The sequence below is a fragment of the Actinocorallia libanotica genome, from assembly GCF_039525175.1.
Classification (GTDB): Bacteria; Actinomycetota; Actinomycetes; order Streptosporangiales; family Streptosporangiaceae; genus Actinocorallia; species Actinocorallia libanotica.
On sequence record NZ_BAAAHH010000011.1, the window covers coordinates 93,046 to 114,656 of the forward strand.

General features: G+C 71.5%; 21 protein-coding genes. 7 read left to right on the top strand and 14 right to left on the bottom strand.

The window, feature by feature from the left end; translation table 11 throughout:
* The first annotated feature begins 79 nt into the window (after positions 1-79).
* Positions 80-1,366, top strand: a complete 1,287-nt coding sequence (locus tag ABD140_RS15865; protein ID WP_344241428.1) for an ABC1 kinase family protein — start codon at positions 80-82, stop codon at positions 1,364-1,366.
* Here the strand turns inward: ABD140_RS15865 and ABD140_RS15870 are convergent.
* A complete protein-coding gene (locus ABD140_RS15870) occupies positions 1,353-4,061 on the bottom strand; it encodes an RNA repair domain-containing protein (protein ID WP_344241430.1) in 2,709 nt (902 codons plus the stop codon). The two genes, ABD140_RS15865 and ABD140_RS15870, sit on opposite strands and share 14 nt — an antisense overlap.
* A 152-nt stretch (positions 4,062-4,213) precedes the next feature.
* Here ABD140_RS15870 and ABD140_RS15875 point away from each other — a divergent pair, with 152 nt between their 5' ends.
* Entirely contained in the window at positions 4,214-4,399 is a 186-nt protein-coding gene (locus tag ABD140_RS15875) for a hypothetical protein (protein WP_344241432.1), read from the top strand.
* Between the two features lie 209 nt (positions 4,400-4,608).
* The gene (locus ABD140_RS15880) at positions 4,609-4,818 is read left to right on the top strand and encodes a hypothetical protein (RefSeq protein ID WP_344241434.1); all 210 of its coding nucleotides are present in this window, start codon (positions 4,609-4,611) and stop codon (positions 4,816-4,818) included.
* A 40-nt stretch (positions 4,819-4,858) separates the two neighbouring features.
* Here ABD140_RS15880 and ABD140_RS15885 read toward each other — a convergent pair whose 3' ends face one another.
* The 5 genes from ABD140_RS15885 to ABD140_RS15905 form a co-directional block, all read right to left on the bottom strand.
* The gene (locus ABD140_RS15885; protein WP_344241436.1) at positions 4,859-5,218 is read right to left on the bottom strand and encodes a DUF488 domain-containing protein; all 360 of its coding nucleotides are present in this window, start codon (positions 5,216-5,218) and stop codon (positions 4,859-4,861) included.
* A 57-nt stretch (positions 5,219-5,275) separates the two neighbouring features.
* Positions 5,276-6,163 (bottom strand): serine/threonine-protein kinase, encoded by an 888-nt coding sequence (locus ABD140_RS15890; RefSeq protein WP_344241438.1) that lies wholly within the window; start codon positions 6,161-6,163, stop codon positions 5,276-5,278.
* Between the two features lie 132 nt (positions 6,164-6,295).
* Complete coding sequence (locus tag ABD140_RS15895; RefSeq protein WP_344241440.1) at positions 6,296-6,523, bottom strand: ribbon-helix-helix domain-containing protein; 228 nt, start codon at positions 6,521-6,523, stop codon at positions 6,296-6,298.
* Positions 6,524-7,646: 1,123 nt separating this feature from the next.
* A complete protein-coding gene (locus ABD140_RS15900; protein WP_344241442.1) occupies positions 7,647-8,276 on the bottom strand; it encodes a GNAT family N-acetyltransferase in 630 nt (209 codons plus the stop codon).
* A 58-nt stretch (positions 8,277-8,334) separates the two neighbouring features.
* On the bottom strand, positions 8,335-9,186 hold the full coding sequence (locus ABD140_RS15905) for a GntR family transcriptional regulator (protein ID WP_344241444.1): 852 nt from the start codon (positions 9,184-9,186) through the stop codon (positions 8,335-8,337).
* A 244-nt stretch (positions 9,187-9,430) separates the two neighbouring features.
* Here ABD140_RS15905 and ABD140_RS15910 point away from each other — a divergent pair, with 244 nt between their 5' ends.
* Positions 9,431-9,559 (top strand): hypothetical protein, encoded by a 129-nt coding sequence (locus tag ABD140_RS15910; protein ID WP_344241446.1) that lies wholly within the window; start codon positions 9,431-9,433, stop codon positions 9,557-9,559.
* 310 nt (positions 9,560-9,869) lie between these two features.
* Positions 9,870-10,256: a DUF6292 family protein gene (locus tag ABD140_RS15915; protein WP_344241448.1), complete on the top strand. Its 387-nt coding sequence runs from the start codon at positions 9,870-9,872 to the stop codon at positions 10,254-10,256.
* A 41-nt stretch (positions 10,257-10,297) separates the two neighbouring features.
* Here ABD140_RS15915 and ABD140_RS15920 read toward each other — a convergent pair whose 3' ends face one another.
* Positions 10,298-10,843 carry an isoprenylcysteine carboxyl methyltransferase family protein gene (locus tag ABD140_RS15920; RefSeq protein WP_344241450.1) on the bottom strand — a complete coding sequence of 182 codons (546 nt, stop codon included), beginning with the start codon at positions 10,841-10,843 and terminating at the stop codon, positions 10,298-10,300.
* The gene (locus tag ABD140_RS15925; protein ID WP_344241472.1) at positions 10,840-11,889 is read right to left on the bottom strand and encodes a type III polyketide synthase; all 1,050 of its coding nucleotides are present in this window, start codon (positions 11,887-11,889) and stop codon (positions 10,840-10,842) included. The genes ABD140_RS15920 and ABD140_RS15925 overlap by 4 nt, the downstream gene beginning before the upstream one ends.
* A 168-nt stretch (positions 11,890-12,057) precedes the next feature.
* Between ABD140_RS15925 and ABD140_RS15930 the strand changes: the two genes are divergently transcribed.
* Positions 12,058-12,633: a DUF4383 domain-containing protein gene (locus ABD140_RS15930; protein ID WP_344241474.1), complete on the top strand. Its 576-nt coding sequence runs from the start codon at positions 12,058-12,060 to the stop codon at positions 12,631-12,633.
* Between the two features lie 49 nt (positions 12,634-12,682).
* Here the strand turns inward: ABD140_RS15930 and ABD140_RS15935 are convergent, their stop codons facing one another.
* The 5 genes from ABD140_RS15935 to ABD140_RS15955 all read right to left on the bottom strand — a co-directional run bounded on the left by ABD140_RS15935 (position 12,683) and on the right by ABD140_RS15955 (position 18,719).
* On the bottom strand, positions 12,683-13,675 hold the full coding sequence (locus ABD140_RS15935) for an Acg family FMN-binding oxidoreductase (RefSeq protein ID WP_344241476.1): 993 nt from the start codon (positions 13,673-13,675) through the stop codon (positions 12,683-12,685).
* 273 nt (positions 13,676-13,948) lie between these two features.
* A complete protein-coding gene (locus tag ABD140_RS15940) occupies positions 13,949-15,100 on the bottom strand; it encodes a Gfo/Idh/MocA family protein (RefSeq protein WP_344241478.1) in 1,152 nt (383 codons plus the stop codon).
* 12 nt (positions 15,101-15,112) lie between these two features.
* A complete protein-coding gene (locus ABD140_RS15945) occupies positions 15,113-16,165 on the bottom strand; it encodes a substrate-binding domain-containing protein (RefSeq protein ID WP_344241480.1) in 1,053 nt (350 codons plus the stop codon).
* A gap of 53 nt (positions 16,166-16,218) precedes the next feature.
* Positions 16,219-17,214, bottom strand: a complete 996-nt coding sequence (locus ABD140_RS15950) for an ABC transporter permease (protein WP_344241482.1) — start codon at positions 17,212-17,214, stop codon at positions 16,219-16,221.
* Positions 17,211-18,719, bottom strand: a complete 1,509-nt coding sequence (locus ABD140_RS15955) for a sugar ABC transporter ATP-binding protein (protein WP_344241484.1) — start codon at positions 18,717-18,719, stop codon at positions 17,211-17,213. Before ABD140_RS15955 ends, ABD140_RS15950 begins: the two co-directional genes overlap by 4 nt.
* A gap of 217 nt (positions 18,720-18,936) precedes the next feature.
* Between ABD140_RS15955 and ABD140_RS15960 the strand changes: the two genes are divergently transcribed.
* Positions 18,937-19,944: a sugar phosphate isomerase/epimerase family protein gene (locus ABD140_RS15960; RefSeq protein ID WP_344241486.1), complete on the top strand. Its 1,008-nt coding sequence runs from the start codon at positions 18,937-18,939 to the stop codon at positions 19,942-19,944.
* A 61-nt stretch (positions 19,945-20,005) separates the two neighbouring features.
* On the opposite strand, the gene ABD140_RS15965 is transcribed toward ABD140_RS15960, so the two are convergent.
* A complete protein-coding gene (locus tag ABD140_RS15965) occupies positions 20,006-21,586 on the bottom strand; it encodes an MFS transporter (protein WP_344241488.1) in 1,581 nt (526 codons plus the stop codon).
* Positions 21,587-21,611: the final 25 nt, after the last annotated feature.

A 21,611-nucleotide genomic window follows, 5' to 3' on the forward strand; every position in this document is an offset into this window, starting at 1 on the left:
CCTGCTACGACCACGGTCCCGGGAGAGCGGCAACTGCGGGGCGATGCGTGCGGAAGGCCGCACGGCGGACGCTGCGGGCATGGGATTCAGAGCGTGGAAGCGGACGGCGCGCATGTCGGTGATTCCGCTGGGGATGGCGCAGCGGGCACTCGTGGGCGGCTGGCTGCGGGCATTCGGGAAGTTGACCGACGCGTCGTCCTTGGAGCTGCACGAACAGACCGCCGACCAGCTGTTCGAGGTGCTCGGCGGCCTCAAAGGCGGAGTGATGAAGTTCGGGCAGGTGCTCTCGGTGTACGAGGCGGTCCTGCCACCGGAGATCTCTGCCGTGTACCGGCATCGGCTGGCGCGGTTGCAGGAGGCTGCGCGTCCCGAGAACGAGGCGGTCGTGCACGGCGTGCTGGTCGAAGACCTCGGCGCGCACTGGCGGACGCTCTTCGCCTCGTTCGACGACGAGCCCGTGGCGGCGGCCTCCTTGGCGCAGGTGCACCGCGCGGTCTGGCACGACGGACGGGAGGTCGCGGTCAAGGTGCAGTATCCCGAGGCGCATGCGGACCTGCTCGGGGACAGGGACTCTCTGATCCTGGTGATGGGATGGTTCACCCGGCTGGTCGCACCCGTCCTGGACGGCCGTGCGATGGCCGAGGACCTCATGAACCGGATCGCCGAGGAGCTCGACTACGCCCGCGAGGCCGCGTCACAGCGCGCCTTCCGCGCCGGATTCGCCGGCCTGCCGGAGTTCCGGGTGCCCGAGGTCGTGCGGCAGGAGGGTCGTGTCCTGGTGTCGGAGTGGGTGGGAGGCACTCCCCTGGCGGAGGTCATCGCCTCCGGTTCCCGGGAGGAGCGGAATCGGGCCGGGCTGCTGCTGACCCGGCTGATGTTCGCCGCCCCCGTCCTGTGCGGCCGCCTGCACGGCGACCCCCACCCCGGTAATTTCCGGCTGCTCGACGACGGCTCTCTGGGTGTCCTGGACTTCGGGGCGGTGTACCGGCTCGTCCCGGGAGAGGAGAGCCCGCTCCACAGGTGGCTGCGGATCCACCTGGCCGAGACCCCCGACGAGCTCCTCCGCACGCTGCGGGACGTCGGTTTCCTGCGGCCGGGGGTCCAAGCCGACGCCGCGGGCCTGCAGGAGCTGTTCGCCCACTCCGGGCAGCCCGCGCACGCCGAGACGTTCGCCTTCACCCCGCACCATCTCCGCGAGACCGTACGGCGCATGACGGCGTCCCCGGCGGTCGCCCTGAGCCTGGCGTTCCCGCCGGACCTCGTCCACGCCCAGCGGGCCCTGGGCGTCGGGATAGGGGTCCTGTGCCAGCTGGAGGCGGAGGTCCCCTTCCAGGCCGAGGCGCTGCGCTGGCTCACCGCAGAGTAGGGACCTCCCCGCCGGACGCCCAGGCGACCCGGACGCCCGGCACCGTCCAGTGCGCCGCGATCTCGGCCAGCTCGGCGGCGTCGAGGGGATCATGCCCCAGGCCGATCGCGTAGCGGCTCCGGCCGCCGCCGGACTCGAACGGGCGCGGCCAGGCGTGGACGTCCCGCGCCCCCGCCTCCTCCAGGAGGGTGAGCAGCGCGCGGAGGCGGCCCCGCGCACGGCCCGCCGCCTCGTCCTGGACGTCCAGGACGACCCAGGCCGCGTGCCGGCGGTGCATCGGAGGCGGGGCGAGCAGCTCGGGCCACGGGTCGCCGCCCGCGTCCAGCAGCTCCCAGGCGCGGAACAGCTCCCGGGCCAGCAGGTCGAGCATGTCCAGGCCGACCTGCACGGTGCAGGAGCGTACGGGCGCGGTCGGCGTCAGGATCCGCAGCGGGGAGCCGTCGGGGGCGGCGGGCGCGTCCGGACGCAGAGCGATCGGGTGCCGCCAGTCCCAGGCCGCCCACGTGGCGAAGAAGTCTCCGCCTTCCTGGACGGTCCGTGCCGCCAGCACCGCCCACGCCAGGCCGGGAAGCCCGCCGAAGGGCGCCGAATCCAGGCCGCGGGCCCGCGCCCACGCTTTGACGGCCCGTGCCAGCGCGGCGAATTCCGCTTTCCGCTCCCCTACTGCGGCGAGGATCTCGTCCGCGTCGGTGATGGCGCTGCGCGCGATTTTCGTCGCCTCTTCGGACTCCGCTCCGCTGCGAACGACCGCGAGGTCCACTCCGAGTCCCGCGACACGCAGCCTGACGCCGGGAACTCTGGCTCCTTCGACGGCCGTCACGTGCGCTTCGGGGAAGGCGCCCTCCACCTGACGCTTGACCTCTGTGCCTTCCGGGACGGTCACGACGAGGTCGAGGTCGGCGCCTTCCAGCTCGCAGCCCATCCGGCGGGAGCCTGTCACCTCGAAGACTCCTTCCGGCACGGCTTCCCGCAACCGCCTCAGTACCTCCGCGGGCCGTTCGTCATGGGGCGGTTCCCCCGGTAGCGGGCCGCCCTTCGGGTCGAGCCAGCGCAGTTCTCCACTGCCCAGGGAAAGAGAGGCGCGTGCCCGCATGGGCTCGTCTCCGCGTCGTGACAACAGCAGAAGCTCATCCACGCGGGCCTTCATCACCGGGAGTCTCACCTGGACGGGTTCATCCAAAGGAACCTTCCCCAGCGTCAGATGCGGCGTGTAGCCCTCCGCCCGTGCCCTGCACTGCGGGAATCTGCTCTCCAGCGCCCGCCGCATGTCCCGCCACGGCCCGGCCCCGGCGGCCGCCGGATCGAGCCAGAGCGTCGCGTCCTGCCGGTGCGCGAACGTCTGCACTCCTTCCAGGCGTGCCGTGAACGGAGCCACTTCACCCGCGGCGTCACGCAACCCCGCCGCGGCGTCCTCGAACGAGGCTTCCGGCACGAAGCCGAAGAGGAGGTTGACGTGCGGCGGCCACCTGTCCACCTGCGGGTCGCGTTCCCGTCGGACGGGCTGCACCGCCTTTCGCACCTCTTCGCCGGGCACCCACGCCACCGCCGTACGCGCCGTGGGCTTCACCCCGACGCCCGCGCTCCCGGCCTCTTCGGCGTACAGCTCCGCGAAGATTCCGTAGTGGTCGGAGATGTACAGCCCGTCCGCCCTCGGGAGGTCCCCCACCAGCTCCGCCGTCCCGACGTGCAGATCCGGCCCCCGCAACAGCACCCTGTCGAGCCTCGCGGGCGTCCCCGACAACGACGAGACGGCGGCGAGCGGATTCACCACCGGATCGAACGTCGGTGTCGAGTCCCCCGCACCGTGCGTCTCGGCCCAGGCGTCACGCAGCCCGAGCACCTCCGTCGGCAGCGTGCCTCCGTCGTTGAAATCCCCCATCAGCACGACGTCGCAGTCCAGCCCCGCCAGGATCTCCGCGAGCCTGCCGAGCTGCCCCCGCCTTCGCACGTCCCCGCGATGGGAGTGGTCGCTGCTCAGATGGGTCGTCGCGACCACCACCGGGCCGCTCACCGTCTCCACCGTCATCGCGACGACGGCCTTGTACGGCCCCAGCGAATGCCTTCCCACCTCCCGCACCGGCAGGCGGCTGAGCAGCAGCAGCCCGCTGTCCGCCACGTCCAGCCGGGGCTTACCGGTGCTGAGCGCGTACTTCTCCCGCACCCACGGGGTCCGCATCAGCAGTTCGAGGAGCGGCTTCTCCACTTCCTGGAGCGCCACGACGTCCGCGTCGACCCGTTCCAACGCCTCCAGCAGCCATGGCCTCCGCAGCGCCGTGAACACCTTGTCGCTGTCGTACCGGTCCCAAAGCGTGTTCCACGTCAGCGTCCTCAGCGGCCCGCCGGCGCTCCTGCGCCCGTCCTCCCGCGTCCGCCACTCGCCGTCCGTCCCCTCTGTCCCCCAGGAGAACACCCCACCGGCCTGAAAGAACCGCGCGGGCAGCATCCGAGGCGCCCGCACCAGCCCCGCCTCGACCTCTCCCACGAGGTCGAGCCCTTGCTCCCGGTCCCACACCGCCACCCCGTCGGCCTCGATCCACACGATCCGATGCCACGGGATGTCCCCACCCGGCGTGAACCCCGCCAACGGCACCCGCTTGACGGGCCCTCCGCGCGTCGTCACCCCCAGCACGAACCGCGCGGGATCGAACCGCGGATCCCACTTGACCCGGTGGTAGATCTCCTCACTCGTCCTCACCGCGCGGACTCTAGGCCGTCCCCCGCCCCCCGGGCCACCGATTAACCCGCGAATGTGTCACCAGACCCTTTTCCCTGAGCCCCGGGAGCACACGATCACCGCTTTCTTCTGATAAGACGGAACCACCCCCGATCCGTCAAGGAGGGGAAACAATGATCGCCGCCCTGGCCATCACGCTCATCTCCCTGCTCTTCTTCGCACTCTACCTCTGGCTCGTCCTCACCTTCGGTTTCCGCACCCGCAAGACGACCTTCCACTCCCCTTCCCGATCCCGCGTCTCCCGCCGCCAGAAGCGCACCCTCTGGATCATCGGCAGAAAGAACGACACCCGGCTCTGAGGCGAACCGCCCGGCCGTCCGCAGCTCCGCCGCGCCCTGAAAGGGCCGGCGCTTTTTTCTTCCCGCACTTCCGCCACCGCGGCCCCAGGCGTTTCTCCTCCTATGGCACTCGACTTATTCCCCTGTGCCCCCCGCACGGCGCTCCGTTTGCCTCGAATCCGGCGAGGAATCACCTTCACGAATCAACTCGAAGGACCCCCGAGGCACCAATGATCACCATTTTGGCCATCGTCGTCGTGACGGCCTTCCTGCTGGGCCTGTATCTCGGCCATGTGCTCGGCTTCGGCCTCCGCACCCGCGGGACCGTGATCCACTCCGACCCGGCCGACCGCACCCCGCGCGACCGCCGCGACCGCCGGTCGCTCCTGTGGGAGCGGCACGAGCACCCCGAGGACACCGGCGGCCCCGCCGGTCCGTGATCCGGCGGGGCCGTTCGGCGGGTTCTGAGGAGAAGTGCGGTCAGCCGGAGTTCAGCCACTCCGCGAGGACCGCCGCCTGGCTGTGCTCCACGTCGCGGGTCGCGGTCAGGAGCGTGAGGCGGTGACGGGCCGCGAGATCGCGCAGATGGTCGACGGCCTCGCGATGGCCGGCGTCGTGGAGCTCCTTCAGGTAGCGGCGGCGGAACTCGGTGAACTTCTCCGGATCGTGGCCGTACCAGCGGCGCAGCTCGGTCGAGGGCGCGACGTCCTTCAGCCACTCGTCGAGACGGGCCTTCTCCTTGCTCACGCCCCGCGGCCAGATCCTGTCGACGAGCACGCGCCTGCCCTCACGGGAAGACGTCTCCTCCTGGACGCGGCGATAGGTGATCTGCTTGCTCATGGCACCTCCCGTCCTCCCAGGGTACGTGCCGTCCTCCGGCGCGGAAGGAGGCGCCGGTCAGGCGGCCAGGGCCCAGGGGCCGTCGGGCAGAGGCCGCGGGAGCGGACGCCCGCACGCGGGCGCGTCGGCGAGGGCCGCGCGGCCCTTGCGCTCCCAGAAACGGCCGTAGGCACGGCGCGCGGCGGCCTCGGCGTCGGCACGGAAGGAAGCGGCGTCGGCGGGCCGCTCCTCGGGCCGCTTGGCCAGGCCCCGGCGGACGAGGTGGCGCAGCGGCTCGGGCGCCTCCGCGTCGGGGACGGGCGCGTGCATGTGCTGGGCCGCCAGGTTCGGCAGGTAGTCGCCCCGGTAGGGCCGGTGGCCGGTGAGGCACTCGAAGAAGACGGCCGTCGCCGCGTACAGGTCGCCGGCCGGGGAGGCGGGCAGTCCCTGCCACTGCTCCGGCGGCATGTAGGCGGGCGTCCCGATGGACGCGGCATCCGCGCCGATACGTCCCGCGACGCCGAAGTCCACCAGCGTCACCGCACCCCGCTCATCGACCAGCACGTTGCCCGGCTTGCAGTCCCGGTGCGCGACACCGGCGCGGTGCGCGTCCGACAGCGCCCGCAGGATCCCGCGGAACACCGACAGCGCCGCCTCCGGCCGCAGCGCCCCCTGCGCGGCCAGCACCTCTTTGAGCGTCCGTCCGGAGACCGCCTCCATGACGATCGCCGCCCCGCCGTCCACACCCCGGTCGACGTACTCCACGAACCGCACCACGTGCCGCGACCGCACCGCCCCCAGCAGCCGGGCCTCCTCGGCGAACCCCGCCCGCGGCCCCCCGCCCGCCGGGCACTTGACCGCGAACCGCCGCCCGTCGGCGTCCCGCACGGCCAGCACCACCCGTCCGAAAGCCCCCGCCCCCAGTTCCCGCAGCGCCGTGTACCCCGGCACGTCCCAGCCGTCCATGAGCCCGGTCTCCTTCCCTGACCAGACCCAGAATCGGTCAACAGGGCACAGGAGCACCCGGGCGCACGGCCCCGACCTCCCCGACCCCACGGGACCGGTGTCCCGCCCCGCCCGTCCCGTCACCGGGACGGGTCACAGGAAGCGCACCCGCTCCAGTTCGTCCGACTCGGACTCCTGCACGTACACCTTGCCGCCCTCCCGGATGACGCCGTCGAGGAACGCGTACAGCTGCAGGGCGCGGTTGATCGTGTCGGTCTTGGTGTCCCCCGTCCGCTCGACGAGCTCGTTGAGATCCAGCGTCGTCTTGGGCGTCAGATTGACCGTGATCCGCTCCTTGGCGGAGGACTCGGCCTTCGACATGCGGTCTCCTTCGCCCTGGCACTCGTTCATCCCTGCCCGTCGGCAAGCCGACCGCGGAGCATAGGCACGCTCAGTATGTCTTGTTGCCACATCCCAGACAAAGCAAACCCCGATTCCTCTTCACTTACTCAGCTGTAAGTGTCATGTCACACGCTTTCCATACATACATCATATGCATGATGGATGCACAAAGCCCGCCTGACCGCTCATCCGGAGGCGGGGACGCGCAGGGGAAGGATCCGTCATGGGGGAAGAGAGAACAGGCCGGTCCGGCAGGCGCCGGAAGGCAGGGGTGCGGCTGCGGGTGCTGACCGCGGTCGCCCTCACGCACGGCATCGCCTTCTTCGGGGGCTCCGTCACGAGGGAGCCGCGGCTGGCCCTTCCCGTCCTGTGCCTGGCCGTGCTGTGGGGCCTGGCCTTCCTCAGCCCCCTGGCCTGGATCCAGCTCGCCCTGGTCCGCAAGGCCGCCGCGCTGGCCACCTCCACCGAGGAGATCCGCCAGCTGATGGACACCGCGGTCGTGTCCTTCGTCGGCGCCCTCGGCCTCGCGGCCCTCCCGGGTGTCCGGCGGGCGGGGGGACGGCCGCACTTCACCGGCCAGCCCGCGTCGATCCTGTTCCTCGACATCGTGGGCTTCGGCTCCCCCGAGCGCACCGACGCCGACCGCGCGGTCGTGCACGACGCCATGTACCGCGGCGTCAACCGGGCCTGCGCCCGGGCCGGCATCTCCTGGACCCGCTGCCACCTGGAGGACAGGGGCGACGGCATCCTGCTGGTCCTGCCCCTGCCCACCCCCACCCAGCGGGCGCTGAGCCCCTTCCTCCTGCCGCTCGCCGAGTTCCTGGCCGAGCACAACCGGGGCGCGACGGAGGGCACCCGGCTCCAGCTGCGCGTGGTCCTGCACACGGGTCCGGTGCGGTCGGCCTGGAACGCGGTGCGCGGCGAGGCGGTCATCCATGCCGCACGGCTCCTGGACGCCCAGCCCGCCAAGGACGAGCAGCGCCGCGTCGGCGCCGACCTGACGTTCGTCGCCTCCGCCCTGGTCTACGAGACGATCGTCCGGCACGCCCTGGACGGTCTGGAGCCCGGCGCCTACCAGCGGTTCACCGCACGGGTGAAGGAGTCAGAGCTGACCGGCTGGCTCTGCCTGCTCGGCGTGCACCGGCGCACCCTCCTCCTGCATCTCGAGGGCCCCGGCCAGCTCCTCCCACGGACCTACGTCTCCGATGGGCATGTGGAGAAGCTGGCCTGAGGGCGTCCGGTCCTCGGTGACGCGGGCACCGGGGATCTTGGAGAAGCCGATGCCGACGTAGTACTCGTGGAGCCTGCCGTTGGTGCTCCAGGTGTCGATGCGCAGCTCTTCGGCCGCGGGCTCCTCCCGCAGGCCGTGAGCCGCGCCCCAGCGGATCAGGGCCTCGCCGATCCGCAGCCCCTTGTAGCCGCGGTCGACCACCAGGCGGTGCAGGTAGACCGCCGGGGTCCGGAGCTCCTGCGCCGTCCACAGCCCGGGACTCCCCGCCACCTCGACGGTGACGCTCGCCACCAGGGTCCTGCCGCTCCGCAGGACCCTGGTCCGGCCCCGGGCCACCCCGTCCCGGACCCGCGCGTCCCTGGCCGCCTCGTCGGGCCAGGGCAGGTTCCACTGGTCGGTCCCTATCTTCTCGCGCAGCCAGCCCCCCGTCTCGTCGAGAAGGCGGGTGATCCCGGCGACGTCGTCGTCGGTCGCGAGACTGAGCACAAACGGTTCGGCCATCTTCCCAAGAACTGATCGAGTCCCGTCTCGTCATCGAGAAGGGCAAAAGCGGACAGGGTCAGCCGTCGAAACTCGCCTGTCCAGGTTCGTCGATCACTCGCTGGGGAACCTTGCCGACGTTGTAATGGAGACGATTGCGGTCTGAAGGCCATATCGTAACAGTGAAACGGAAAGCATTGCCGTCTTGATCGTAGGCGGTACGGAAAGTTTCATAAACGGGAACCGAGCCCGTCTCCGGAAGCCCGAAGAAGTTCGCCTCTTCCGCATTCGGCGGGCGGACTTTGATCTCGTCGTGGTAGCCCGCCTGGGAGATCCCGAGGACGCTCTCCCCCAGATAGGCCACCACTCCCTGCGGAATGTCCTTGGCCTCCAGCAGCTTGACCGCCCCCTTGGTCACGAAGTCGAGCGGATAGTAGGAGGTCTGCAGGGACCACGGCTTCTTCTCGATGTACCGGGCCTGGTGCCGCAGGACGACCTGGTTCTCCGTGCTCAACTCCAGCCAGCGCGCCACCTTCTCGGAGGCGAACTGCACCTCGACCCGGGGCTCGGTGTCGTAGGGGGTGCGGCCCTGGACCGAGGCCTCCTTGCTGTAGTCCACGCCCTCACCGCCGCCCGGGACGGCGAACTCGTCCTCCTCGCGGCGGATCATGCGGTGCGCCGACAACGTCACATGGAACGGATCCGGCTTGAAGAGGACGAAGGTGCCCTTGCCCGCCTCGGTCTCCACCACCCTCTGGTCGGCCAGCCACCGGAGGGCGTCGCGCACGGTGTTGCGGGAGGCGTTGTAGTCGCTCTGCAGGTCCAGCTCCTTGGGCAGCTGGGCCCGCCCCGTCTCCACGTTGAACTCACCGGCCTCGATGCGCCTGCGCAGATCCTCTGCGACCTCGCGCCACTTGGCGTACCTGGCCATCCCGCTACTCCCTCGGCTCGCGACCTCTCCGAGGCCTGCATGCCGGACCTCGGACTCCTCCCCACCTGGATACCCGTTCCGAGATCTGACATACCCGACCGGGAGAGAGTTTGGCATAAGCCACTTGTTGGTATAGGTGGAATGAGGCAAAATCAAGAATAGATCGACAGGTTGCCCCAGCAGGACCAGACCGAGGTCGGGACCTGACTGCCGCCGGGCGGCCGCCGAACGAGGAGAAAGGCACGTGGGGAACACAGAAGCGGGCCAGGGCAAGGTCGAGGCACCCCTCCTCCACCTCTCCGAGGTGTCCCACCTCGACCTCTCCAAGGAGGAGCCCACCACCCGGGCCGAACTCAAGATCGTCCGCCGGTAGGGCCCGGCGCCGGCTCGCTTCGCACCGGACGGGGACGGGGGATGAGAGCACCGAAAGGCCGGAGGGAAGGCAGGCGGCAAGGCACGCGGGAGCCAAGGCCGTCGGCGCCGCGACACGGGATCTCGACTTTTGCGGGACGGGACCCGTTCCCCTCCGACCTTTCGGCCCCTCCTTCCACTCCAGCCCGAACAAGCCCGTAAATAAAAAAGAAAACCATAAAACACACTTATTGAAGGATATAGACGGACAAACAGGTCAGTTGTATCTTTTCTTCTGGGTCTGGCTTCTTATCCCGCAGAGAGGCGTCCGCATGACCGAGAAGATCCCGCACCTTCATCCCGATCCCGAGGTCGACGAGTCCCGGGGTTACATCACCGCCGTGAGCAGAGAGCTGGCCCTGCAGGGCGTGCCCGTGGACCGGGTGTGGCTCGATCCCTGCCAGCCCGTCGACGCGACCATCGTCACCGGGGGCCGGGCGCTGGTCTGGAACGAGACGCACGGCTGGGCCGTAGGGGACTTCCTCTCCGGGGAGCAGGGCGTACGCACCGTCCTGGCCGAGGCGCTACTGCTGGGCGGGGGCGTGGTTCCACCGCCGGAGGAGATCGCGCGGCGGGTGGTGCTGGAGCAGAGCGCGCCGCTCGTCGTTCGCGAGATCAGGGCCCGGGACGGGTTCAACGAGGTTCTGCGCAGGTACTGATCTGGGGTTTTCGGCCGCCGGTCCCCCTGGGGGGCCGGCGGTCAGGTGTGTTCGGGGGCCGGGCGGGTGAGGTGGAGGTGGAGCGCCTGGGATTCGTGGTGGACGCGGTGGGTGAGGAGGGCGGTGTTGAGGAGGGTGAAGGCGAGGGCGGTGAGCCAGGCGGTGTGGACCAGGGGGAGGGCGACGCCCTCCAGGGCTACGGCCAGGTAGTTGGGGTGGGGGATCCAGCGGTAGGGGCCGCGGGTGACGCGGGGGAGGCCGGGGACGACGATGATGCGGGTGTTCCACTGGTGGCCGAGGGTGCGGATGCACCACCAGCGCAGGGCCTGGGCGGCCAGGACCAGGGCGAGCATGGGCCAGGCCAGGGCGGGGATCAGGGGGCGGTGGGCCAGGAGCGGCTCCAGGAGGCAGCCGGCCAGGAGGGCGGTGTGCAGCAGGGCGAACAGGGGGTAGTGGCCGCTGCCGAGGACGATGCCGCCGCGGGCCAGGCTCCAGCGGGTGTTGGCGCGGGCCACGGCCAGCTCGGCGAGGCGCTCGGCCGCGACGAGCAGGACCAGCGCGGTGTACCAGGGGGTCACGGCGGTCACCAGCGCAGGAGGACGAGTTCGGCGGCGAAGCCGGGGCCCAGGGCCAGGAGGAGGCCGGGGGTGCCGGGCTCGGGGCGGCGGGCGAGGGTGTCGCGCAGGACGTGCAGGACGGACGCGGACGACAGGTTGCCGTTGCGGGCCAGGGAGCGCCAGGTGACGTCGAGGGCGTCCGGCGGGAGGTCGAGGGTCTCGGTGATGGCCTCCAGGACCTTGGGGCCGCCGGGGTGGCAGACCCAGGCGGTGATGTCCTTGGTGGTCAGCCCGTGCTCGGCCAGGAAGTCGTCGACGTCTCCGGCGAGGTGGGTGCGGACGAGGTCGGGGATGCCGGGGTCCAGCATCACCTGGAAGCCCTTCTCCGAGACCTGCCAGCCCATCACGTGCCCGGTGCCGGGGTAGAAGCGGCTCCTGGTCGCGACCACGGCGGGGCCCGCGGACTCCCGGGCGGCGCCGCGCGCCACGACCGCCGCCGCGCCGTCGCCGAAGAGGGCGCTTCCCACGAAGTTGGCGACGGACAGGTCGTCGCGCTGCAGCGTCAGGGAGCACAGCTCGACCGACAGCAGCAGCGCCGTCTGCCCGGGCCAGCCGCGCAGGAGGTCGTGGACGCGGGCGATCCCGGCGACGCCGCCGGCGCAGCCGAGCCCGAACACCGGGAGGCGCTTGACGTCGTGGCGCAGCCCGAGCCGTTCGACGAGCCGGGCGTCCAGCGAGGGCGCGGCGACCCCGGTGGTGGACACCAGCAGGATCATGTCGACCTCGGCGGGCGCGGCGCCCGCTTCGGCCAGTGCGGCGTCCGCCGCTTCGGCCGCCAGGTCCAGGGCCGCGGCGACGTAGGCGTCGTTCGCCTCCCGAAAGCCAGAAATTTCAATATAACGCGGAACGGGGAGCGCGAGATGCCGGAATTCCACGCCCACGTTCCGGTGCAGCCGCTCCAGCAGCGCCCGTTTCGCGCCCGCCAGCCCCCACCCCCGGACGAACGCCTCGGTCAGCTCGGACTGCGCGTAGCGGTGCCTGGGCAGCGCGCCGTGAACGGCGGCGATACGGGTCATGAGCACCTCTGCGGCGGGCGGGAACGGGTCGTCCCTATGTACATGAGGCGCCCGCCCCCAGAAACACCCCCCATAAAAGTAAAACAAATCCCACGAAATGGCTTTTCTGGACATCTGTGGAATTTGGCTACAATGAGAAAATCCGAATTCACCGGAAGGTCGGTCATCATGACGCGAACATCTGGATCAACCGGATCAACGATCACCCGTCCCGCCCTCCCGCCCATCTGCAAGGCGGCCATGGCGGTCGGCGCGCTCTTCCTGATCGTGGGCATCCTCGGGTTCATCCCGGGCATCACCACGAACTACGACTCCATGCAGTTCGCCGGGCACGACTCGGGCGCCAAGCTCTTCGGCATCTTCCAGGTGTCGATCCTGCACAACATCGTGCACCTGGCCTTCGGCGTCCTCGGCCTCACCCTGGGCCGCTCCCCCGGCACCGCCAAGGGCTTCCTCGTGGGAGGCGGCATCGTCTACCTGCTCTTCTGGATCTACGGCCTGATCGTCAACAAGAGCCACGAGGCCAACTTCGTCCCGTTCAACCGCGCGGACGACTGGCTGCACTTCGTGCTGGGCGCCGGCATGATCGCCCTGGGCCTGGCGCTCGCCCGCAAGGTCGGCTCCCGCTCCGCGGTCGGCGGCGCGCACTCCCGGGGCGACCTGCCCCCGGGCTCGACCGCTCCCCGCGGCGGCCAGGAGCCCCGCGGCTCCCGCGGCTCCCGCGGCCAGCGCGACACGCGCTGACCCCGGCCGGACGGGCCCGGCCCGGCGCGGCCGGGCCGTCCGGGGTCCCTCAGCCCAGCCTCGTCGGCCGCAGCGGCAGCGGCCTGCCCCGGGCGATGACGTCCTCGGCGGACCGCCGCGCCGTGAGAGAGGTCCCCTCGGCGGCGTGGCCGAACCGCAGGATCGCCTGGACGTGCGTGCGGCCCGCCGGGTCGGCCAGCAGGTCCCGCAGGTCGGCGTGCTCCATCGGCTGGGTGAACAGGCCGGTCGCCAGCCCCAGCCGCGTCGCCTCCAGCAGGACGCGCTGCAGCGCCTGCCCCGCCCGCAGCCAGTCCGCCGGGGAGTCCCCGCCGACGGCCGACAGGACGGCGATCACCGGCTCGGACTCGAACTCCCGGACGTCCCGCTCCAGCTCGGGCGTGAAGACGCGGACGGGGACGGCGCCGTCCCTGCTCCCGGGGCCCATCGCCTCCAGCGGGACGCCGTCCTCCCGGTAGGGGTCGTCGGTCGTCCAGGTGCGCAGCTCCGCCCGGTAGGCGAAGTCGTCCTTCCTCCGCTCGTCGGCGGTCCGCACCAGGCTCAGCAGCAGCTCGCGTTCGGGCTCATCGGCGAACTTCAGCTCGCCGCCCTGCAGCAGCGCCGCCTCCTCCAGCCGCCGCAGCGCCTGCGGGTCCACCGGCGCGTCGAGGAACGGACGGCGGCTGGTGCGCCGCACCGGGATCGCCTCGTACAGCGCCCGGTCCTCGTCGTCCATCGCGTAGGGGCCTTCGGCCGTGACGGTCGCGACGTGCCGCTCGTCCCCCGCCGCGGGCAGCAGGTCGAGGAAGGGGCGGCGGCCCGCGGCGGCCACCCCGAGGCAGAGGTTCAGGACGGCCGCGCCCAGGCTGAGGTGCAGCGCCCTCCCCTGCGGGTCGACGGACGGCAGCCGCCTCGACGGGTCGGCGTGCACCTCGATCCGGTCGTCCTCGTGCAGGAACAGCCACGGTTGCGTGTTGTGGATCGAAGGCGCCCGCACGGCCGCCTCCACGCAGGTCAGGACCTCTTCCCGGCTCAACGGCTCCATCGCCTGCCTCCTTCGCCTCGCCCCACCGCGCCGCTTCGAGCGTCCCACCTCCCCTCTCCGGGCCGCAGGCCCCAAGGTCCCCGGCCGGGAGGACCTTCGCCCCCTTCAGCCGTGATCCCCCGCCCGGAGAATCCGGGGTGTTCTCCTCACCTGGGAACGGCGTGATCTCACCGCCCGGAGGACCGGACCGGGGTGGCACTCCCCGTCCCGCCGCCTCGACGCGGCGGCGGGACGGGGACCCGGCCGGCCCTCCGGGCGGCGGAGTCCGCGGGTTCAGGCTCCGACGGGGATCCAGCGGCTTTCGTCGGCGGCGCTGCGCTCGACGGCGGCCAGGACGCGCTGCACGCGCAGGCCGTCGGCGAACGAGGGGGCGGGATCGGCGCCTTCGGCGATCGCCGCCAGGAAGTCGCGCACCTCGTGGGTGAAGGTGTGCTCGTATCCGAGGCCGTGTCCGGGCGGCCACCAGGCCCCTGCGTACGGGTGGCCGGGCTCGGTGACGAGGATGCGGCGGAAGCCGCCCTCCTCGGCGGGCAGGGTGTCGTCGTGGAAGCGCAGCTCGTTGAGCGACTCGAAGTCGAAGGACAGGCTGCCCAGGGAGCCGTTGACCTCCAGGCGCAGCGAGTTCTTGCGCCCCGGCGCGAACCGGCTCGCCTCGAACGAGGCGAGCGCCCCGCCCGCCAGCCGGCCCATGAACACCACGGCGTCGTCGACGGTGACGGCGCCCGTTCCGGAGCCGTCCGGCAGCGGCCGCTCCTTCACGAAGGTCTCGCTGATCCCGGAGACGCCGGTCAGCGGCTCCCCGGTGACGTACTGGGCCATGTCGACGATGTGGGCGCCGATGTCGCCCAGCGCGCCGGACCCCGCCTTCTCCCTGCGCAGCCGCCACACCAGCGGATGCTCCGGGTCGACGATCCAGTCCTGGAGGTACTGGGCGCGAACGTGCCGGACCGTTCCGATCCGCCCGTCGGCGACGAGCCTGCGGGCGAAGGCGACCGCGGGCACCCTCCGGTAGTTGAAGGCGACCATGCTGCGCACCCCGCGGGCGGCGGCGTCCTCGGCCGCCGCCGCCATCGCCTCGGCCTCCGCCACGGAGTTGGCCAGCGGCTTCTCGCAGAGCACGTGCTTTCCCGCCGCCAGCGCGGCGATCGCGATCTCGGCGTGGGTGTCGCCCGGCGTGCAGATGTCGATGACGTGCACGTCGTCGCGCTCCAGCAGCCGCCGCCAGTCGGTCTCGGCGCCGGCCCAGCCGAGCTCGGCCGCGGCGGCGCTCGCGCGCGTCTGCGACCGGCCGGCCAGGACCGTCATGCTAGGCCGCACGGGCAGGTCGAAGAAGGCGCCGACGCTGCGCCACGCCTGCGAGTGCACGCGGCCCATGAAGGCGTGTCCGACCATGCCGACCCCGAGCGCGGGCCTGTTCTGCGTCACGGAAAGCCTCTCCTAGGACTCGAAGCCGAGCGGCAGGTAGGTGTCGACGTTGTCCTTGGTGATGGTCTCCGAGGCCAGCGTGATCGACTGCGGCACGCCGTGCTCGACCAGGTCGCTCATCCCCTTGCCCTGGGCGATCAGACGGGCCAGCTTGACCGCCGACGAGGCCATGCTGGGGCTGTAGGTGACAGTCGCCTCCAGCACGGACGAGCCGCTCTTGATCTCCCGCATGGCGTTGGCCGAGCCCGCGCCGCCGACCATGAAGAACTCGGTGCGGTTCGCCTCCTTGATCGCGGCCAGCACGCCGACGCCCTGGTCGTCGTCGTGGTTCCACAGCGCGTCGATCTTCTTGTGCGCCTGGAGGAGGTTGGTGGCCACGTCCGTGCCGGACTGGACGGTGAACTGCGCGTCCTGCTGCGCCGTCACCGAGAAGCCGTAGGTCTTCAGCGCGTCGGCGAAGCCCTTGCTGCGGTCCTGGGTGAGCGGGAGCGTGGCGATGCCCTGGATCTCCACGATGACGGGCTTGGCGACGCCCTTCTCCTTGAGCTTGGCGCCGATGTGGTGCCCGGCGGCCACGCCCATGCCGTAGTTGTCGCCGCCGATCCACGTGCGGTAGGAGAGCTTGTCGGGGAAGACGCGGTCGAGGTTGACCACGGGGATGCCCGCGTCGGACGCCTTGCGCGCCACCTGGTTGAGCTGCTGGCCGTCGTTGGGCAGCAGCACCAGCGCCCCGACCTTGGCGTCGATGAGCGACTCGACCGCGGCGATCTGCTGGTTGATGTCGTTGGTGGGCTCGACCGCCTTGAACTCCACGTCGGAGTACAGCTTCGCGGCGGCCTCGGCGTTCTTGGCGATCGCGGCGATCCAGCCGTGGTCGGCGGCCGGGGCGGAGAAGCCGATGACGACCTTCTGGCCCGGCTTGTCGTTGTCGGTGCCGGCCAGGGCGGGGGCCGAGGCGGACGTGTCGTCGTTGGAGGCGTTGCTGGTGCAGGCCGACGCGAGCAGGCCGCCGCCGATGGCGGCTCCGCCGAAGAGGAAGCCGCGGCGTCCGGGGTTGTGGGGCATGGGAACTCCCTGGGGGTGGGGGGTGGTGGAGCGGACGGGTCGTGCCGGTGCCGCTAGCCCGTGTTCGCGGTGCGCTGCTGGAGCAGGACGGCCACGACGATGATCAGGCCCTTGGCGATGAGCTGGTCGCTGGTGTCCAGCCCGTTGAGGATGAAGAGGTTGGTGATGACGGTGAAGACGAGCAGGCCGAGGATGGAGCCGATGATGGTGCCCCGGCCGCCGGTCAGCAGGGTGCCGCCGATGATGACCGCGGCGATGGCGTCGAGCTCGTAGAGCTGGCCGTGGGTGGAGGAGCCCGCGGTGGTGCGGGCCATGATGATGAGGGCGGCGATGCCGCAGCACAGGCCGGACAGCGCGTACAGCAGCACGGTGTGCCTGCGCACGTCGATGCCGGCCAGGCGCGCGGCCTCGGCGTTGCCGCCGACGGCGTAGGTGCGGCGGCCGAAGGTGGTGCGGTTGAGCAGCACCCAGCCGGCCGCCACGACCGCGGCGAAGATGTAGACGAGGATCGGCAGCCCGAGCACGCGGGTCGTGGACAGCGCCACGATCGCGTCGTTCTCGGGTGCGACCAGTTGGGTCCTGCGGTCCGACAGCCGCTGGGCCAGGCCGCTGGCCGCCGCCATCATCGCCAGCGTGGCGATGAAGGGCACGACCTTGCCGTAGGAGACCAGCAGCCCGCTGACCGCGCCGGTCGCGGTGCCGACCAGGATCGCGCAGAGCGCCATCGTCCACGGCCCGTAGGACTGGGTCGCCACGGTCGTCGCCCAGACCGAGGCCAGCGCCATCACCGAGCCGACCGACAGGTCGATGCCGCCGCCGATGATCACGAAGGTCATGCCGACCGTGATCACGCCGATGGTGGAGGCCAGCGCGAGCAGGCTCACCAGGTTGGAGGAGGTGGCGAAGGTGTCGGGCCGGGTGACCAGCCCGACCAGGCACAGCAGGGCGAGCGCCCCCACCAGGCCCAGGTGGCGCAGCGCGCCGCGGTCGCGCAGCGACCGCACCGGGGCCGGGGACTTGCCGGCCGGCAGTGTGCGCGTGTCGTTCACAGCGCGCTTCCTTCCATGATCAGGTCGAGCACCCGGTGCTCGTCGAGGTCGCGGGCGTCGGACTCCCGGGCGTTGCGGCCGTCCCGGATCACCAGGACCCGGTCGGCGAGGCCGAGGACCTCGGGGATCTCGCTGGAGACCAGCAGGACCCCGATGCCCTCGTCGGCCAGGCGGCGGATCACCGCGTAGAGGTCGGCGCGGGCGCCGACGTCCACCCCGCGCGTCGGTTCGTCCAGGAGCAGCAGCCGGCGCCGGTCCACCAGCCAGCGCGCCAGGACCGCCTTCTGCTGGTTGCCGCCGGACAGGGTGCGGACCGGGCGGTCGGGGTCGGCCGGGCGGATGCCGAGCTCCTCGATCCGCCGTCCGGCGTCGGCGCGCTCGCGCCCGCGGTCCAGCCAGCCGAGCCGGGCGTAGCGGCCGAGGCCGCTCAGGGTGATGTTGCGGGTGACGCTCTCCTCCAGGAGCAGGGCCTGGGCCTTGCGCTCCTCGGGGGCGAGCCCGATGCCGAGCCGGACCGCGGAGGTGACGCCCCGCACGGGGGCGCCGTCCAGCAGCACCCTCCCGGACGCCTTGCGCGCGCCGTAGACGGCTTCGAGGATCTCCGACCTGCCCGAGCCGACCAGCCCGGCCAGTCCCACGATCTCCCCCTCGCGCACGGTGAGGGAGATGTCCTCGAACACGCCGGGGACGCTCAGGCCCTCGACCCGCAGGACCTCGGGCCGCCCCTCGTGGGAGCCGGGCGCGGGGCGCGGCGGGAAGACGTGCTCGACGTCCCGGCCGGTCATCAGCGCCACGATCTCGCGGGTGGGGGTGTCGGCGGGCAGGCCGACCGCGACGGTGCGGCCGTCCTTGAGCACGGTCACCCGGTCGCCGATCTCGCGGATCTCCTCCAGCCGGTGGGAGATGTAGACGACGGCGACGCCCTGGGCGGTCAGCTCGCGGACGGTGCGGAAGAGGTTGGCCACCTCGTCGTGCGCGAGCGCCGCGGAGGGCTCGTCCATCACGATGAGGCGGGCGTCGTGGGAGAGGGCGCGGGCCATGCTGACGACCTGCTTGCCCGCGGGCGGGAGCGCGCCGACCTCGGTGCCCGGCGGGATCTCGCCGTGGCCGAGCCGGGTGAGCAGGCCGCTCGCGGCCCGGTGGGCGTCGGCGGTGCGGGTGAAGCCGAACCTGGCCTTCTCGTGGCCGAGGAAGATGTTGTCGGCGACGCTCAGCCCGTCCACCAGGTCGAGCTCCTGGTAGATGGTCGAGATGCCGAGCCTGATGGCGGCGACCGGGCCCGCGTGGCGCACCTCGGCGCCGCCGAAGCGGATGACGCCCTCGTCGGGCCGATGGACGCCCGCGAGCGTCTTGATGAGCGTCGACTTGCCCGCCCCGTTCTGGCCGAGCAGGCAGTGCACTTCGCCCGGCAGCACCTCGAGGTCGACGCCGTCGAGCGCGCGCACCCCGGGGAACTGCTTGACGATCCCGCTCATAACGAGCAGCGGTTCCTTGAAGACCGGCATGTTTCGAGACGATAAGAGCGACTTATGATTTCTGTCAACGTAAGTGGGACGATGATCGGAGTAAGAGGTTCGGCCCGACCCGTTGACCCCGCGGCGGCCCGATGGTGACAATGGGCGGCGAACCGGGACGGAAGGCGGTGGCACGCCCGAGGCTCCGGCGCGTATCCGCCGTGACGTGGTCGACGCACACGTCCCTCCCCCGAAGGGATCCGTGCGCATGCCCCGCCCGATCACCCTGTTCACCGGCCAGTGGGCCGACCTGCCGTTCGAGGAGGTCTGCCGGCTCGCCTCCTCCTGGGGCTACGACGGCCTGGAGATCGCCTGCTGGGGCGACCACTTCGACGTGGTGCGCGCCCAGGAGGACGACGCCTACGTCCAGGGGCGGCGCGACCTGCTGGAACGGCACGGACTGAAGGTCTGGGCCGTCTCCAACCACCTGACCGGGCAGGCCGTCTGCGACCACCCGATCGACGAGCGGCACCGAGCCATCGTGCACGAGCGCGTCTGGGGCGACGGCGAGCCCGAAGGCGTACGGCGGCGGGCGGCCGAGGAGATGAAGAGCACCGCGCGGGCCGCGGCGAAGCTCGGCGTGGACACCGTCGTCGGCTTCACCGGCTCCTCGATCTGGCACACCGTCGCGATGTTCCCGCCGGTCCCGCCGGAGATGATCGAACGCGGGTACGCCGACTTCGCCGACCGCTGGAACCCCATCCTCGACGTCTTCGACGAGGTGGGCGTGCGGTTCGCCCACGAGGTGCACCCCAGCGAGATCGCCTACGACTACTGGACGACCGCCCGCACCCTGGAGGCGATCGGCCGCCGCCCCGCCTTCGGCCTCAACTGGGACCCCAGCCACTTCGTCTGGCAGGACCTCGACCCGGTCGGCTTCCTCCTGGACTTCGCCGACCGGATCTACCACGTCGACTGCAAGGACACCCGCCGCCGCACCGGCAACGGCCGCAACGGCAGGCTGGGCTCCCACCTGCCGTGGGGCGACCTGCGCCGCGGCTGGGACTTCGTCTCCACCGGCCACGGCGACGTCCCCTGGGAGGACTGCTTCCGCGCCCTCAACTCCATCGGCTACGCCGGTCCCGTCTCCATCGAGTGGGAGGACGCGGGCATGGACCGCCTCGCCGGCGCCCCCGACGCCCTCGCCCGCATCCGCGCTCTCAGCGGCATCGAGCCCCCGTCCTCCTCGTTCGACGCGGCCTTCAGCCGCGACTGACCGACCCTGGACACACCGTCGGCCCCCTTCCGTCTCGGGAGGGGGCCGGCGGGGTTCGCCGTCAGGCGTCCGGGACGGCCTTGGGGTTGGACCGGAGGCCGACGGCGGCGACGACGCAACCGGCGACGCACAGGACTCCGGTGACGAGGACGGCGGTGTGGGCGCCGTTCATGAAGGCGTTGCCCGCGGCCTCGGTCACGGCGGTCTTCAGCTGGAGGGGCATGTCGGGCGAGACCGGGGAGACGCCCATGGTGACGGCGTCCTCGGCCTCGGCCAGGGCGGGGACCAGGGGTTCGGGGACGCCCGCGGCACGCAGCTCGCCGGTCAGCGTGGAGCCGACCCGGCCCGCGATCAGGGAGATGAGGACGGAGGTTCCCATGGCGCCGCCGATCTGCAGGGCGGTGGCCTGGAGCCCTCCGGCGACACCGGCGTCCTTCACGGGCGCGTTGCCGACGATCGCCTCCGAGGAAGCCGACATCACCATGCCGACGCCCAGGCCCAGCGCGATGAAGGGCGGCCACATGGCGGCGTAGGAGGAGTCGACGCCCCAGGTGAGGACGCCGAACGAGGCGGCCGCCTGCAGCGCCATGCCCAGCGGCATCGTGAGGCGCGGCCCGAAGCGCTCGGTGAGGGCCGCGCCCAGCGGCGCCGCGACCACCGAGGCCAGGCTGAGCGGCAGGGTGCGCACGCCCGCCTCGACGGGGGTGAAGCCCCGGACGTTCTGCAGGTAGAGCATCACGAAGAAGATCACGCCGAGCAGGACGAAGAAGTTGACGGCGGTGATGAGCGCGCCGATGGTCAGCGCGGTGCTGCGGAACAGCCGCATCGGCAGCAGCGGGTGCTCCTGGCGGCTCTCGTACCAGCCGAAGAAGGCCAGAACGGCCAGGCCGGCGATGATGGAGCCCAGGGTGCCGCCCGCGGTCCAGCCCCACGTCTCGCCCTTGACGATGCCGAAGACCAGCAGGATGAGGCCCGCGGCCAGCAGGACGACGCCGGGGATGTCGAAGCGGTGGTGGCCGGTGGAGTTCTTGCTCTGCGGCAGCGTCATCGCGCTGAACACCAGGGCCACGACGCCGATGGGGGCGTTGATGTAGAAGACCGACTCCCAGTCGACGTGCTGCACGAGCAGCCCGCCGACGATCGGTCCGAGCGCGGTGGACACCGACGAGACCATCGCCCAGATGCCGACCGCCATGCCGAACTTCCTCGGCGGGAACACCGCGCGCAGCAGGCCCAGGGTGTTGGGCATCAGCAGCGCGCCGAAGAAGCCCTGCAGCGCCCGGAAGGCGATGACGCCCTCGATGGAGCCGGCCAGGCCGATCGCCACGGACGCGACGGTGAACCCGGCGACGCCGATCAGGTAGTACGTGCGCCGCCCGAACCGGTCGCCGAGCTTGCCGCCGAGGATCAGCGCGGCGGCCAGGGCGAGCAGGTAGGAGTTGGTGACCCACTGCAGGTCGGCGGTGGAGGCGTGCAGGTCGCGGCCGATCTCGGGATTGGCGATCGAGACCACGCTGCCGTCGAGGCCGACCATGAACAGGCCGAACGCGACGGCGATCAGCGTCAGCCAGGGGTTCTGGCGCCTCCCCTTCGGGGGCGAGTGCGCGGGGGTGACGACGAGGTCGGGAGCGTTCGCGGACATGGGGGAACTCCTCGTGGTTCTGTGG